Origin of the sequence: Neobacillus niacini, assembly GCF_030817595.1 — a bacterium.
Classification (GTDB): Bacteria; Bacillota; Bacilli; order Bacillales; family Cytobacillaceae; genus Neobacillus; species Neobacillus niacini_G.
Window position 1 is genome coordinate 505,203 of the sequence record NZ_JAUSZN010000001.1, and the last position, 14,336, is coordinate 519,538.

General features: G+C 38.8%; 12 protein-coding genes and 1 other annotated feature. Of the genes, 10 read left to right on the forward strand and 2 right to left on the reverse strand.

Going from position 1 to position 14,336, the window contains the following annotated elements; genetic code table 11:
* Nucleotides 1–168: 168 nt before the first annotated feature.
* The gene (locus QFZ31_RS02580) at nucleotides 169–897 is read right to left on the reverse strand and encodes a hypothetical protein (protein WP_307300662.1); all 729 of its coding nucleotides are present in this window, start codon (nucleotides 895–897) and stop codon (nucleotides 169–171) included.
* A 110-nt stretch (nucleotides 898–1,007) separates the two neighbouring features.
* Here QFZ31_RS02580 and QFZ31_RS02585 point away from each other — a divergent pair, with 110 nt between their 5' ends.
* From QFZ31_RS02585 to QFZ31_RS02615, 7 genes are all read left to right on the forward strand, one after another.
* Entirely contained in the window at nucleotides 1,008–1,763 is a 756-nt protein-coding gene (locus QFZ31_RS02585) for a gluconate 2-dehydrogenase subunit 3 family protein (RefSeq protein WP_307300664.1), read from the forward strand.
* A gap of 47 nt (nucleotides 1,764–1,810) precedes the next feature.
* Complete coding sequence (locus QFZ31_RS02590) at nucleotides 1,811–3,526, forward strand: GMC family oxidoreductase (RefSeq protein WP_179595787.1); 1,716 nt, start codon at nucleotides 1,811–1,813, stop codon at nucleotides 3,524–3,526.
* Nucleotides 3,527–3,548: 22 nt separating this feature from the next.
* Nucleotides 3,549–3,740 (forward strand): twin-arginine translocase TatA/TatE family subunit, encoded by a 192-nt coding sequence (tatA, locus tag QFZ31_RS02595; protein WP_179595786.1) that lies wholly within the window; start codon nucleotides 3,549–3,551, stop codon nucleotides 3,738–3,740.
* A gap of 232 nt (nucleotides 3,741–3,972) precedes the next feature.
* Nucleotides 3,973–5,496: a malate:quinone oxidoreductase gene (locus QFZ31_RS02600; RefSeq protein WP_307311331.1), complete on the forward strand. Its 1,524-nt coding sequence runs from the start codon at nucleotides 3,973–3,975 to the stop codon at nucleotides 5,494–5,496.
* Nucleotides 5,497–5,817: 321 nt separating this feature from the next.
* Nucleotides 5,818–6,573 (forward strand): class I SAM-dependent methyltransferase, encoded by a 756-nt coding sequence (locus QFZ31_RS02605; protein WP_307300666.1) that lies wholly within the window; start codon nucleotides 5,818–5,820, stop codon nucleotides 6,571–6,573.
* Between the two features lie 237 nt (nucleotides 6,574–6,810).
* On the forward strand, nucleotides 6,811–8,079 hold the full coding sequence (locus tag QFZ31_RS02610; protein WP_307300667.1) for an MFS transporter: 1,269 nt from the start codon (nucleotides 6,811–6,813) through the stop codon (nucleotides 8,077–8,079).
* A gap of 56 nt (nucleotides 8,080–8,135) precedes the next feature.
* Nucleotides 8,136–8,594, forward strand: a complete 459-nt coding sequence (locus QFZ31_RS02615) for a GNAT family N-acetyltransferase (protein ID WP_307300669.1) — start codon at nucleotides 8,136–8,138, stop codon at nucleotides 8,592–8,594.
* Between the two features lie 81 nt (nucleotides 8,595–8,675).
* Here QFZ31_RS02615 and QFZ31_RS02620 read toward each other — a convergent pair whose 3' ends face one another.
* Nucleotides 8,676–9,029 (reverse strand): DUF1516 family protein, encoded by a 354-nt coding sequence (locus QFZ31_RS02620; RefSeq protein WP_307300671.1) that lies wholly within the window; start codon nucleotides 9,027–9,029, stop codon nucleotides 8,676–8,678.
* A gap of 205 nt (nucleotides 9,030–9,234) precedes the next feature.
* Nucleotides 9,235–9,454 (forward strand) — a binding site (T-box leader).
* A 55-nt stretch (nucleotides 9,455–9,509) separates the two neighbouring features.
* Here QFZ31_RS02620 and QFZ31_RS02625 point away from each other — a divergent pair.
* The 3 genes from QFZ31_RS02625 to QFZ31_RS02635 all read left to right on the forward strand — a co-directional run bounded on the left by QFZ31_RS02625 (nucleotide 9,510) and on the right by QFZ31_RS02635 (nucleotide 14,081).
* Nucleotides 9,510–11,216 (forward strand): 2-isopropylmalate synthase, encoded by a 1,707-nt coding sequence (locus QFZ31_RS02625; protein ID WP_307300673.1) that lies wholly within the window; start codon nucleotides 9,510–9,512, stop codon nucleotides 11,214–11,216.
* 190 nt (nucleotides 11,217–11,406) lie between these two features.
* Nucleotides 11,407–13,221, forward strand: a complete 1,815-nt coding sequence (locus QFZ31_RS02630) for a LysM peptidoglycan-binding domain-containing protein (RefSeq protein ID WP_307300674.1) — start codon at nucleotides 11,407–11,409, stop codon at nucleotides 13,219–13,221.
* An 86-nt stretch (nucleotides 13,222–13,307) separates the two neighbouring features.
* Nucleotides 13,308–14,081, forward strand: coding sequence for an NADPH-dependent oxidoreductase (locus tag QFZ31_RS02635; protein WP_307300675.1), 774 nt, complete (start codon nucleotides 13,308–13,310; stop codon nucleotides 14,079–14,081).
* Nucleotides 14,082–14,336 lie beyond the last annotated feature (255 nt).

The following is a 14,336-nucleotide window of genomic DNA, read 5'->3' on the forward strand; positions in this document are numbered from 1 at the left end:
GAACATAGTCAAAGTATCTACAGTCATAGTCAGGTTGTAAATCGGTGGATAAGATGTATAAAGAGTATGAAAACGAGTGTTTGGTGTTGAGAACCGTGAAACACTCGTTTTGATTTATATCTTCGAAAAAGCAGCAATTTTATTATCCCTACACTTTTCCCATACTGTTTATTTTTCCCTTGTCATTTTTACCAGCGTAATAATATCTTGTGAAACGGTATCATATGGAACGGATTCCGATTTTAAATTGTTTTTAATCTTTTCAATTAGCACAACTGCTTCGGGATTTGTTACTGTAAGGGTTTGAACATTTCCATTAAAGACTTTGTTCATATAACTTTTTGCTTTGTCGAGGTTATCATCCACATCTTGGGTAGCTGTATTGTTCATATTAGCAGCATCTTTTTTGTTTTGGTCTTTTCTAGACATTCCATCGACACCATTGAGGACATGTTCCTGCATTGAATCGTATTGATTGGAAGTCACTTCAGGGGTTGCACGTGCAAGGATGACTGTGTCATCTAAAACAAACACCTTAATCCCATTTATTCCTTCACCGCCCAATCTTGATTCAAGATGAGAAGAAATCCCGCCCTCATTCAAACCTGAGCTCCCAATTAAGCTATATACATTTGTTCCCGCTCCATGAGAGGTTCCCCCATGTTCATCCGTAGTTTGTGTTTTTTCCCCGTTTTCACTAGGTATAATTAAGCCATCATTCATATTTCTTGTATTAATACTTTTATCATAGACGCTTGTTTGATGTGCTCCGTGTGTGTCATCATGTTGACTTTCTTCGGCTTTAACAGATTCATCAAGTAGATTTTGTTGACCTGAGCATGCTGATAGGAATAAGGCTGCACTAATTATAGCCGCATTTTTCCAATTTTTTTTCATTATTTACCACCTCATAAAAATAGATTTAAGGTTATCATGCCCAACTTTTTTTTACGTATGAATGAATATTTTTGGGGTAATCTATCCTTAAAATGTAGGAGGTGGATTTTATGGCAGATAACTCCAAACAGCAAGAAAAGAAGGAATCACTTTCTCGCCGCAAATTCCTCAAGAGTTCTGGAATTGCGGTTGGGGGATTGGCTGTAGGCGGTGCTTTAGGCAGTTTACTTCCCTTTAAAGACAAAAAAACGAATAATCCAGTTGTTAAAAACCAACAGGTGGCAGAAAACTATAATCTAGCATTAATGTATTTTACTCGCGAGCAATTTAAAATGGTTGAAGCCGCAACGGAGCGTATTTTTCCGGCTGATGATAACGGACCTGGAGCTAAGGAATTAGGTGTGGCATATTTTATCGATCACCAATTAAGTGGAGATTGGGGCTTTAATTCAAGGGAATATATGCAGCCGCCCTTCTTCAAAGGGGAAAAAGTCCAAGGGTATCAAGGTCGGCTTAGACGACGCGAGATTTTTGATATAGGATTACGAGAATTGCAAAACCACAGTTTAACGAAGTATAAAAAGAATTTTGTTGAGCTTAGCGAAGAAGAACAAGACGATATTTTAACTGATTTTGCAGAAGACAAGGTTAACCTTACGACGCTTTCACCAAGTGGTTTTTTTAACATGCTAAGGAGCAGTACTTTAGAAGGGGTCTATAGTGATCCATTGTACAGCGGAAATCGAAATATGGATGGATGGAAAATGAGAAATTACCCAGGCAGTCAAATGGCTTATACAGAAGTCATTGATAAAGAATTTACTGTTATTCCTCCAAAAAGCCTAAAGGACCACCTTGGTCATTAAAGTATTTGAAAGTTTGCACTAAATCGACTATGAATGAGGTGTAAGAAGTGGCAAAGACATTACCAAAAGTTGATGTTGTCATTGTTGGTGTTGGCTGGGCAGGCGGGATTATCGCGGCAGAGCTAACGAAGCAAGGTTTAAATTGTGTTGGATTGGAAAGAGGTAAAGAGCGAAAAACAGAGGATTATTTTATGATGCACGATGAACTCCGTTATGCTCTTAGGTACGACATGATGCAGAGTCTTTCGAAGGAGACCATTACGTTCAGAGGAAATGAAAGAATCAGAGCTCTGCCAATGCGGCAATACGGTTCCTTTTTAATAGGGGAGGGACTAGGGGGTTCGGGTGTTCATTGGAACGGGCAAAACTATCGCTTCCTCCCTTACGATTTTGAAATTCGCAGCAAAACGATTGAAAGATACGGTGAAAAAAAGATTCCTCAGGATATGACCATTCAGGATTGGGGCATTACCTATGATGAATTAGAACCCTATTTCGATAAATTTGAAAAAATGGCTGGGATCTCAGGCGAAGAAAACCCGCTTGCTGGGAAAAGATCGAGTCCATATCCAACACCGCCGATGAAAACAACACCAGCACTTGAAAAATTTAGGAAGGCGGCTAACAAATTAAAGCTCCATCCCTATAATCGTCCTTCTGCAAATCTTTCAGAACCCTACACCAATCCTGACGGGGTTTCACGTGCAGCATGTCAATACTGTGCCTATTGTGAAAGGTTTGGCTGTGAATATGGGGCAAAAGCTGATCCTGTTGTGACTGTTATTCCAGTAGCAAAAAAGACTGGAAAATTTGAAATTCGCACGCATTCCAATGTCAGACGTGTCTTGAAATCCGGCAATAAGGCAACCGGAGTTATGTATGTGGATACTACAACAGGAGAAGAGATTGAACAGCCTGCGGATATTGTGGTGTTAACAAGCTATGTATTTAATAATGTTCGGTTATTATTACAATCGGGTATTGGCCGTCCCTATGACCCTGTAACGGGATCAGGTGTGATTGGGAAAAATTATGCTTACCAAGTCCAAAAAGGGAATGCAACTGGCTTTTTTGAAAAAGAAGAATTTAATACCTATGCTGGAGCAGGTGCTCTCGGTATGGTGGTAGATGATTTTAATGGCGACAACTTTGATCACTCCAATCTTAATTTTATTCATGGCGGCTCAATTGCCATTTCTCAAACCGGCTTGCGGCCGATATCAAATAACAAAGTTCCAAAAGGTACTCCGACATGGGGGAAAGAATTTAAAGCCAATTCGATTAAATATGCAAATCGGGTTCTATCCGTTGGCGGACAAGGTGCAAGTATGCCATTTAAGCATCATTATCTTGATCTTGATCCCACATACAAGGATGAATTTGGCGATCCATTAATTCGGATTACCTATGATTTCGAAGAGCAGGACCGTCAATTAGCCAAGTTTTTATCTGATCGGTGTGTAGATATTATGAAAGAAATGGGCGCAGATAAAATTGAATCTATGGAGGAACTGGGTCCTTATGATATAACCACCTATCAGTCCACCCATAATACTGGGGGTATCATCATGGGGGCAGATCCAAGTACTTCTGCCGTCAATAATTATATGCAAATGTGGGATGCTGATAATATTTTTGTCGTTGGTGCCACAGCATTCGCCCATAATAGCGGCTATAATCCAACCGGCACTGTCGGGGCCTTCGCTTATCGAGCAGCTGAAGGGATTTTAACCTATAGACAAAAAGGCGGAATATTAGCTTAAAACGCGCGAAGAGGAGGAAAATATGCTTTCGAATATTGGCATCCCAGGGTTAATTCTCATTTTAATCATCGCATTAATCATTTTTGGTCCTAAAAAACTTCCAGAAATTGGTTCAGCATTTGGAAAGACATTATCCGAATTCAGACGAACTGCCACTTCCATCATTGATGAAGAAGAGGAAGTTCTCGAAAGTAGTAAAAAACAGCAGCCATAATTAATGAAAGACCACAGCCTTAACCGTTGCAAAAGCCGGGTTAAGGCTTTTTTTCGTTTACTTAGAACCTGTTGAGGATTTCTCCCTTTTTAAAATCTTTTAAATAATTTATAATTATCATATAATAGTATATAATTAATCTATAAACAATGTATATGTTAATAATAGAGACAGAAAAGGTGTGTGACTCGGTCGCGCCTGCCTTGGTGTGACGCTTATATTTTTTCTGCAAATTTTAGTGAAAAGGTTGATAAAAATGAGCAACGGGGAAACTAAAACAGACGTCATATTGATTGGCGCCGGAATCATGAGTGCCACTTTGGGGACAATCTTAAAAGAATTAGTACCACAATGGGAAATAAAAGTATTTGAGAAACTTGAAAACGCTGGAGAAGAAAGCTCTAACGAATGGAATAATGCGGGAACGGGGCATGCGGCACTGTGCGAGCTTAACTACACAACCGAAAAACCCGATGGATCTGTAGATATTAGTAAAGCGATAAGCATCAATGAGCAGTTCCAGGTTTCTATGCAGTTTTGGTCTTACCTTGTAAACAGCGGGTTGATTCAGAATCCACAGGAATTTATCAGACAATTGCCTCATATGAGTTTGGTACAAGGGGAACAAAATGTAAGTTTTTTAAAGAGACGTTTTGAAGCGCTCACAAAAAATCCGCTTTTCCAAGGGATGGAGTTTTCTGAAGATCCGGAAAAACTGATGGAATGGATTCCACTTATTATGGAAGGCCGAAAATGGAATGAACCTATTGCTGCAACAAAAATTGACACGGGAACGGACGTCAACTTTGGTGCCTTAACACGTATGTTGTTTAACCATTTAGAAAATAAAAATGTTGATGTTAAGTACAATCATAGTGTGACTGACCTTAAACGAAACAGCGAGGGCTTATGGGAACTGAAGGTTCAAAATCAGTTTAGTGGAAATGTTAAACGCCACACGGCAAAATTCGTCTTCATCGGAGGCGGAGGAGGAAGCTTGCATTTACTGCAAAAATCCGGTATACCTGAGGGGAAAAATATTGGAGGATTCCCAGTAAGCGGAATCTTTATGGTATGTAATAATCCTGCTGTTGTAGAGCAGCATCATGCGAAAGTATACGGAAAAGCAAAGGTTGGCGCTCCGCCAATGTCTGTGCCTCATCTTGACACAAGATTTATTGATAATAAGAAAACATTGTTATTTGGACCATTTGCCGGGTTCTCACCAAAATTCCTGAAAACGGGTTCAATGCTCGACTTAGTAACCTCGGTAAAGCCGAATAATGTGTTAACAATGTTAGCTGCAGGTGCAAAAGAAATGCCTTTGACCAAATACTTGATCCAGCAAGTGTTGTTATCAAAAGAACAGCGTATGGAAGAGTTACGTGAATTTATCCCGACCGCAAAAAGTGGGGATTGGGATTTAGTAGTAGCAGGGCAGCGTGTACAGGTTATTAAAGATACGGAGGCAGGAAAAGGAACGCTTCAATTTGGTACGGAAGTCATTACGGCTGCTGATGGATCAATCGCAGCATTACTGGGTGCTTCTCCAGGTGCTTCTACTGCCGTTCAAGTAATGCTTGAGGTAATCAAAAAATGCTTCCCGCAGTATATCAATGAGTGGGAACCAAAAATTAAGGAAATGATTCCTTCTTACGGTAAGTCACTAATGAAAAATCCAGATCTTCTTCGTGAAGTCCATTCATCGACTGAGCAGTCGCTCGGTTTAACTGAAAAAGAGCTGGCTTATAATTAGTTCATTAGTAATAGAAAACAATAATTTAATAAATCAAAGAGCAGAAAATTTGCAAGTTTTTTACTTGTAAATATTCTGCTTTTTTTACATCCTATACCAAATACTGTAAAACTATCGTTCTTTTTAGTTGTAAAATATAGATATTTATAACTATGCGAAAAGGAGGAGGATAAATAAAGGTTAAGTTATTTCCATTTTATGCTAATATCAGATAAGTAGTATTAAATTTGCAAACTATAATAATGTTAACTAACACACCCCTCAATTCCGTTTTATGCAAATGAAATTTGGATACGATATTGCAAAAAGGAGGCTTTTCTTATGAAACCCACAGATAAATTCAGCGGGAAGGCAGATGTGTATTCAAAATCTCGGCCAAGTTATCCAAATGAATATATCGATTATTTACTTTCAGTCAATTCTTTGAATGAGACTAGCAGGGTTGTAGATATAGGTTCAGGGACAGGTATTTTAACCAGGCAGCTACTGGAAAGAGGAATCAGCGTTATAGCGGTGGAACCAAATGATGATATGAGAACAAAAGCGGAACAGGACTTACAAGAGTTTGACCAATTTATATCAATGAAAGGTTCAGCAGAAGAAACTTCTTTACCGGACAAAAGGATCGACCTGGTCATCGCAGCTCAGGCATTTCATTGGTTTGACCAGGATAAGTTCAAATTAGAATGTCAACGCATTTTGAAGCAGGAAGCGAAGGTGGCACTGGTTTGGAATAGTAGAGATTTCTCCAGCCCTCTATTAAAGGAGAATGCCGAGATCTTTAAAAAGTATTGTCCAAATTTTTATGGGTTTAGCGGTGGAATTGGAGAACGTGAAGAAGTATTTAATCAATTTTTTCGGTATGGAGAATTTGAATTTAAAAGGTTTCCCAATGATTTAGTCTTGGATTTTGAAGGCTTCTTGGGCAGGAACCTCTCAGCGTCTTATTCACTTAAAGAAACAGACAAGGAATTTGAATTCTTTGTTGGTGCGATCACAAATCTATTTGAAAAATACAGCCATAATGGAAAAATCGTCATGCCAAATTATACCCGAAGTTATCTAGGAAACGTATGAGGTTATATAACTATCGATCCATAAAAAATATTTATGCAGAGTAATTCACGTATCTGAATGTGCTCTGCTTTTTTATAGAAAATAGAAATAAAGATGCTTTTTTAATAAAATCATCGATTATAGACAGATTTTAACTAGTACAATATTGTTTAGTTTATAATGTTATTATTAGTGGGGCAGCGATACTTCTAATATTAATCGTCTTAACCAAAATACAAACAGAAGAGGATTTTTAACATGAACAAACAGGAAAGCAGCTATAGATGGGTTGTATTTAGTACCGTCTTATTGGCTTACTTTATCATAATAAGCCAAAGAACTGCGCCAGGACTTATAACCGACCAATTGATGAAAGATTTTCATGTTTCCGCGGCTGTTATAGGTCTTATGAGTAGTTTTCAATTTTTTGCATATGCAGGATTTCAAATTCCGGTCGGCTTATTATCAGACAGGTATGGTCCCAATCGATTTCTTATTTTGGGCACTATTCTTACGGGAATAGGCTGCATTATTTACAATTTTTCTCCAAATGAATATGTTTTGATTTTCTCCCGGTTTTTGGTTGGTATAGGAGATTCGATGATTTTTGTCAATCTGGTTATCATTTTAAGCCAGTGGTTTAAAGCAAATGAATTTGTAAAATTATTGGGTGTGATCTCGCTTTTTTCGAGTCTAGGCTCATTAATGGCTACTGTTCCATTTTCTGTGTGGATTACATTCGCGGGCTGGAGAACACCTTTTCTCACGATAGGTATCATTTTAGTATTATTATCCTATTTTCTATATACTGTTCTTGTCTTGAAACCTAAAAGAATCTTTCAGGATGATTTTGAATTAAAAAAGAAAAGTGCCAAAAAACGAGAAAGTATTTGGGGGATTCTGCGCCGGACGATTTCCACACGTCAAGCTTGGGCGACGTTTCTATGTCACTTTGGACTCGTTGGGGCATACGTAGGATTTATCGGTTCATGGGGAGTACCTTATGGAATCCATGTACTGGATTTATCCCGTTCAGCAGCAAGTCAGCTAATGATGTATGGTCTTTTTGGAGCTATTCTTGGCGGCCCTTTGATTAGCTGGATTACAAGCAGACTAGGGGTTATGAAAAAAGTTTATACCGTTGTTCACATCATTACCTTTTTAAGTTGGGGAGGATTAGTTCTGTCAGGTGTGAACCCTTCATTTTTACTAGTAGTCATTTTGTTTTTTCTCATAGGTTTTGGAAATGGTGCAAGTGCATTGACTTTTGCAGTGGTGCGGAAATCCTTTCCTATAGAAGAAGTAGGGGTTGTAACAGGATTCTCCAATATGGGAGGATTTATAAGTGCTGTTTTGTTACCGATTGTTTTCGGAAAAGTACTAGATCTTTTTCCTCAAGATTCTATCAATATTGGATATTATTACGGATTTATCATTCCAGTTCTGTTTTCTTTGATGGGAGTGGTAGGAGCCCTAATGATCAAAGAGGAAAAAACGGAAGAAAAAATCGTATTAAATGCTTTATAATAAATGACGTAATTCGTGACTCTCGCATGCAAGAAAGGCACTAGGGGGATATGTATATGAAAATTGTTGAGCTTCAAAAGGGGAATGAATTTTTGGAGGAAGGGATTGAGGTTTTTTGGAACGTTTGGGGAACGGAAGAAAATTATAAGTTTTACGAGGATTGTATTCTTCATTCCGCTGAAACTCCAGAAGACCTTCCAAGATTCTATGTTGCAATAGTGAATGGAAGCATTATTGGCACGTATGCCATCTTGCGAAATGATATTAATAGCCGCCAGGATCTATGCCCATGGCTTGCATGCCTATTCGTTGATAAAGAATACCGGGGGCAAGAAATCGGTGCGAAGCTTTTGGAACACGGTTTGAGTGAGGCTGCCAAAAAAGGGTATAAGAAGCTTTATTTGACTACCGATTTGGAAAAATATTATGAAAAATATGGATGGGAACATAACGGAATTGCCTATGGTCCAAGCGGCGGTCATTTGAAAATTTATCAAAAAAGTACCAGTATTTAAGATAGCCACCAATTATAAATTAGCTTTTTAATAGAAAGAGTGTTTCATCGGTGCCATGCACCGGTAAAACACTCCTTTTTATTATTTTAATAAATCAAATCCCATTGGGAGTGTAAAACCTAGAGCAAAAAGGATTATGAGAACGAGAGAAAATGCAATCCAGATTACATCTGTTTTCTTTCCTTTTTGTTTCCGGACGATTACCATTTCAATTAGACCAATCATGACTATACCGAGAATTGCTTTTAAATAGTATGATAACGGAATGGAATAGGCTGCAAAGAAGAGCATACCTCCGGTTACGATAATAAGTATGTATGTAGCTCGCAGAACCATATGCCATATTTTAATATTTTTTCCTTTGTTTTGAAGAACAGCAATGATGATTAGTAAAATTAGTGATAATACGAGAGATGTTAAGTGTGCGTGTGTCATATAATTACTCCTTTAGTAAAATGAATGTTCTTATCTACAAACCTAGTCTAATAGGAGAATATAAAAGGAATCTAAACTAAGTATTAAATTTTTCTCAAATAGATAAATTCAAACAAAGATTTTGATAAATTCAAAAAGTTGAACAATAGGTCTTGGAAAGTATCAGAATTTAGTATAAAATAAGGAAAATAAAAAATTAAATGATAAAAACACAATGATAGGGAGTATTAAGGATCGTTTATTGTTTAGAGAGCTGTCGGCTGGTGAAAGACAGTCAATAAACTCCCCAACTCGCCCAGGAGTGGTAAGGCTGATAAGTAGGTCTTAACGGTTGACAACCGTCACAAAGTCTTAAAGTGGGTTCGTTTGTATCTAAATGAACCAAAAAGAGTGGTACCACGAAGGCAAAGCCTATCGTCTCTTATGAGATGATAGGCTTTTTTATTTTATCTGAACATAATTGAAAAGGTGGTCATTAGAATGAAAAATGTTGAAAAGTATTCAAGAGGTTATTTTATGCCCCCTGTCAAAAGCTTGAAATGGACAGAGAAGGAGTACATAACGGAGGCTCCTACTTGGTGTAGTGTGGATTTACGAGATGGAAATCAAGCTTTAGTTGTTCCTATGAGTCTGGAAGAGAAATTAGAATATTTTCAGTTGCTGTTGGAAGTAGGTTTCAAGGAAATCGAAGTTGGCTTTCCCGCTGCGTCCGAAACAGAATTTCAGTTTTTACGTACATTGATTGAACAGGATTTGATTCCAGATGATGTTACCGTCCAAGTGTTAACACAGTCTAGAGAAGCGATTATTAAAAAGACTTTTGAAGCGCTGGAAGGTGTGAACAAAGCTGTGGTTCACCTATATAATTCTACCTCAGTAGCACAGCGTGAGCAGGTATTTAAAAAATCAAATGAAGAAATCATCGATATTGCCGTAACCGGTGCGAAATTGCTTAAGAAGTATGCAGCTGAAACACAAGGGAACTTCCAGTTCCAGTATTCACCTGAAAGCTTTACGGGTACAGAGATGGAGTTTGCGCTTGAAGTTTGTAACACTGTACTGGATATTTGGCAGCCTACTGCAGACAACAAGGTGATTATTAATCTTCCAGCGACTGTGTCCATGTCAATGCCTCACGTTTACGCGAGCCAAATAGAATTTATGGGAGATCACCTAAATTACCGGGACAATGTCATCCTTTCACTGCACCCACACAATGACAGAGGAACGGGGGTTGCTGATGCAGAACTGGGTTTGCTTGCTGGAGCTCAGAGGGTGGAAGGTACACTGTTTGGAAATGGTGAAAGAACAGGTAACGTAGACATCGTGACACTTGCATTAAACATGTATTCCCATGGGGTGAACCCACATCTTAATTTTGAGAATATCCGTGAAATTAGAGAAAAGTATGAAGAACTGACAAAAATGAATGTTCATGAAAGACATCCATATGGGGGTGACCTTGTCTTTACTGCATTCTCAGGCTCTCATCAGGATGCCATTGCCAAGGGAATGAAATGGCGTGAGGATGAAGAACGTCAATATTGGACAGTACCTTATCTTTTAATTGATCCGAAGGATATTGGCAGAGAGTATGAAGGTGATATTATCCGTATTAACAGCCAATCTGGTAAAGGGGGTATCGGTTATCTGCTTCAGCAGCATTATGGACTTGATATGCCTGCAAAAATGCGTGAAAACTTCGGATATAAGGTGAAAGATGAATCAGACAAAATGCACAAGGAAATTATGCCTAATGAGATCTATGACATATTCAATAAAGAATATGTGAATATTAGTGCTCCGCTTGCGTTTAACAATTACCGTCCTACCCAAGGCGATCATTACGAAACGATTGTATCAATTCGTATAGATAACGAAGTGCATGAATTTACGGGTGTCGGGAATGGAAGACTTGACGCCATCAGCAACGTTCTTCAAACCCAATTGGAAATCCAGTATAAGGATTTGGTCTATAAGGAGCACGCCCTAGAAATAGGCTCCAAATCCAACGCTGTTTCCTATGTGGGTATTACTGGTATGGATGGTACTGTCTATTGGGGCTGTGGAATTGACCCTGATATTATGACATCCTCTGTAAAAGCATTGTTTAGTGCCGTTAACAACATGGTAACTACTCTCAATGCACCAATTGGAAAAGGTTTCTCTCTAAATAAAAGAAGATAAATAATGGGTTATACAAAGAACCAACAGCAAGAATTAACATGCTGTTGGTTTTTTATTTCAATAAGATATGAAACTTTCATCCTGCGGGTGAATAGCATGTAGGCAAAGAGGATTGCCCATGTTGTTCAGTCAGCAGAACTGAAATTGAGGTGATTCCAGCTAAATGTAAGGATAGATTGGAGGTAAGTTAATGCAGTTATTTTACACAGTCCGTCCTGGGGATACACTTTACCTGATTGCGAGACGCTGGGAGCTCCCGTTAGAGACGCTGATTGCGGCGAATAATCTGACCTCGCCCAACTCTATTTTTGTGGGTCAGCAGCTTTCCGTTCCTCCTGGTGTAGATGTCATCCGTGTGAAACCAGGAGATACTGTTAATCAAATTTCTCAAAATTTTGGGGTTCCAGCTTCGGTTATCATCCAAGCTAATGAGCTTCAGCCCCCTTACGTAATCCAAGCTGGTCAGTTGTTGAAAGTACCACCTGGTGTCCCTCACTATGTGGTCCAGCCTGGAGATACCTTATTCCAAATCGCAAACCGTTTTAACGTAATAACTGGAAGTCAAAGCAACTTCGAGTTAATAATGAAAGTTAATAACCTGTCGTCTACCGTTATTTCACCAGGTATGAAACTCATCATTCCATACGCTCCTCCTGGTGATAGGGGTGTAATTGCTTATACCTCCAATCGAAGTGGCAGCTATGATATTTGGATTTATAATCCTAGTAACGGTGTGAACCAACAAATCACGAATGGATTAGCAGAATCTTATTCGACTCCTTATTGGTCACCTGACAGTACAAAAATCGCCTTTGTAGGAAAAAATGGAATTCTCGACATTCTTAATTTAGTTGATAACAGTATAACGCAAATAGACCAGTTTGCAGACGGATTAGGTGTTTTTCTCGATTGGTCTCCTAATAGCCAAGAGATTGTTTATACAAAACCAAATGGGTTGGTCATTTACAATGTGATTACCCATAGTGCCCGAATCCTTAATGCTCCTGGTCCAACAGACGCACAATGGTTTCCAAGCGGTACTGATTTGCTTTTTCAACAAGAAAATACCAAAGGAGTAAGCCAGCTTTTTCGCATTAAAACCAATGGAACGGGTAAAGTGCAAATCACTAGAAATACAGGTGGAAGACTTAATAATGTTCGACTTTCTCCTGACGGAACCTATGCTTTATATACAACCCCAGGTGCTAGTATCTCAATCATTTACAGTGTAAACCTGGCAACTGGAAACGTAATAGAGGTAAAAGGGGGTCCTTTAGCGAAGAATTATTTCCCAACCTGGTCACCTGATTCTTTAAGCTTCGCATATAGCGCCACTGCTTTCGAAAACATTGGCTATTTCTCGCTGATAAGAACAGCTGGAAGACAAGGGATGAACGAAGTAACAAGAGCGATTTCCGATTGCTTTGCCACCCCTGTGACTTGGTCGCCAGACAGCAGGAAAATTGCCTATCTTTCTGGATGTAAGCAACAAGGCAGTCCCAGTGAAATCTGGCTGATGGATTTAACTCATCCTGTTCCAATACAACTAGTAGAAGGTGGTGCGATCACAGCCTTACAATGGTCACCGTTACCAATTACTACCGTCAAAAAAACATACTCCAATTCAGTCTATAAAGTTCGTTTCCAATATCCATCCCATTGGCAGCGTGTAAACGATGAAAGATATGAAGGGGAAGATGGTTTCTTTCAAATTTCAGCCATAGCCTCTGATCAATCGATTGAGGTGGTTTGTCAGAATGAAGCCTTCCACAAACTGAACCCATATGGCACCCAGCCGCGCATCCAGCACACAAATATCCAGAATCAACCGGCCTGCTTCATTTACCCTTCCGAAGACCAGCAGGTGGAAATGAGAAATCAAGCAGCATTGATTGTACGTTATCCGACTCCGGTTGTAATAGAAGGAACAGAATATCAGTACTTTATTCTGTGGGCCGACCAGAACCACATCATTGAAATGAGCACTTCACTTACATTGCAATGATCACCAAAACGAGTTGCTCTTCCTATAGAGCAACTTTTTTGATAGGGTGAGAATGTATATTAAATTTAGTATAAGGATGATTACATATGAAAAAAGAAGAACAACAACTGAACCAGGTAGTTGAAACCATGATGGCACATCGCTCAATTAGGAAATACGCTAATCAACCAGTTTCAAATGAAGATTTGGATAAGATTATTCGTTCTACCCAAGCAGCCCCCTCCTGGGTAAACGGTCAACACGTTACCATAATTTCCATTCAAGATCCTGAGCGAAGAAAGAAAATGGCGGAGCTTGCAGGCAACCAAAAGCATATTATTGAAGCACCCGTTTTTCTGGTGTTTTGTGCAGATTTCCACCGTATCAAGGTAGCTTGTGAAATGGAAGGAATCGAGTTCAGGGCTGCTGTCAATCCTGATTTATTACTAGTTGGAACAGTAGACGTTGGTATTGCGCTAGGAAATGCCATAACTGCTGCGGAATCATTAGGTTTAGGGACAGTGCCAATTGGGGGAATACGGAGAAGTCCACTAGAATACATTGAACTGCTGAATTTGCCAGAGTATGTCATTCCAGTTTCAGGCTTATGTATTGGCTATCCAAGTGAAACTCCGGATTTGGTACCGCGATTACCAAAGGAAGCTATCTATCATGAAGAAAAATACAAAGAGAATGTACATGAAGAAATCGAAAAGTTTAATCAAATTCATCTTGAAGCAACGAAAGGAAGACAAAGCGGAGGTTCTACCTGGACACAAAGAATGGCTAATTTTTATAAGGACCCATTCTATATAAATGATGGTTATAAACACGTAGGAAAAATGCTGAAACAACAAGGTTTTACAAAACGTGAAAAATAAGTATTGAATTGCCTATGGAATGTATTGTTTATTCCATAGGTTTTTAATATTAAAAAAGTAAAAGATGAAGGATTTCAATAACTGACATAATATCATTAACACGACCACTTGAAATGGTACCTTTTTTTCATAAATTAGTAATTAGTAATGTCATATATTTTTCCCCCGCATAAACATATAATGCATGTCTAGGGGATAATGCTACAACCCTAATTAAAACCTTCTTAGCTTTAGGAAAATTGATGGAAGAGGGAT

Coding starts and splice junctions, on each gene's coding strand:
- QFZ31_RS02605 (WP_307300666.1), top strand. CDS start 5,818: ATGAAACCCACAGATAAATTCAGCGGGAAGGCAGATGTGTATTCAAAA.
- QFZ31_RS02580 (WP_307300662.1), bottom strand. CDS start 897: ATGAAAAAAAATTGGAAAAATGCGGCTATAATTAGTGCAGCCTTATTC.
- QFZ31_RS02630 (WP_307300674.1), top strand. CDS start 11,407: ATGCAGTTATTTTACACAGTCCGTCCTGGGGATACACTTTACCTGATT.
- QFZ31_RS02610 (WP_307300667.1), top strand. CDS start 6,811: ATGAACAAACAGGAAAGCAGCTATAGATGGGTTGTATTTAGTACCGTC.
- QFZ31_RS02615 (WP_307300669.1), top strand. CDS start 8,136: ATGAAAATTGTTGAGCTTCAAAAGGGGAATGAATTTTTGGAGGAAGGG.
- tatA (WP_179595786.1), top strand. CDS start 3,549: ATGCTTTCGAATATTGGCATCCCAGGGTTAATTCTCATTTTAATCATC.
- QFZ31_RS02585 (WP_307300664.1), top strand. CDS start 1,008: ATGGCAGATAACTCCAAACAGCAAGAAAAGAAGGAATCACTTTCTCGC.
- QFZ31_RS02635 (WP_307300675.1), top strand. CDS start 13,308: ATGAAAAAAGAAGAACAACAACTGAACCAGGTAGTTGAAACCATGATG.
- QFZ31_RS02620 (WP_307300671.1), bottom strand. CDS start 9,029: ATGACACACGCACACTTAACATCTCTCGTATTATCACTAATTTTACTA.
- QFZ31_RS02625 (WP_307300673.1), top strand. CDS start 9,510: ATGAAAAATGTTGAAAAGTATTCAAGAGGTTATTTTATGCCCCCTGTC.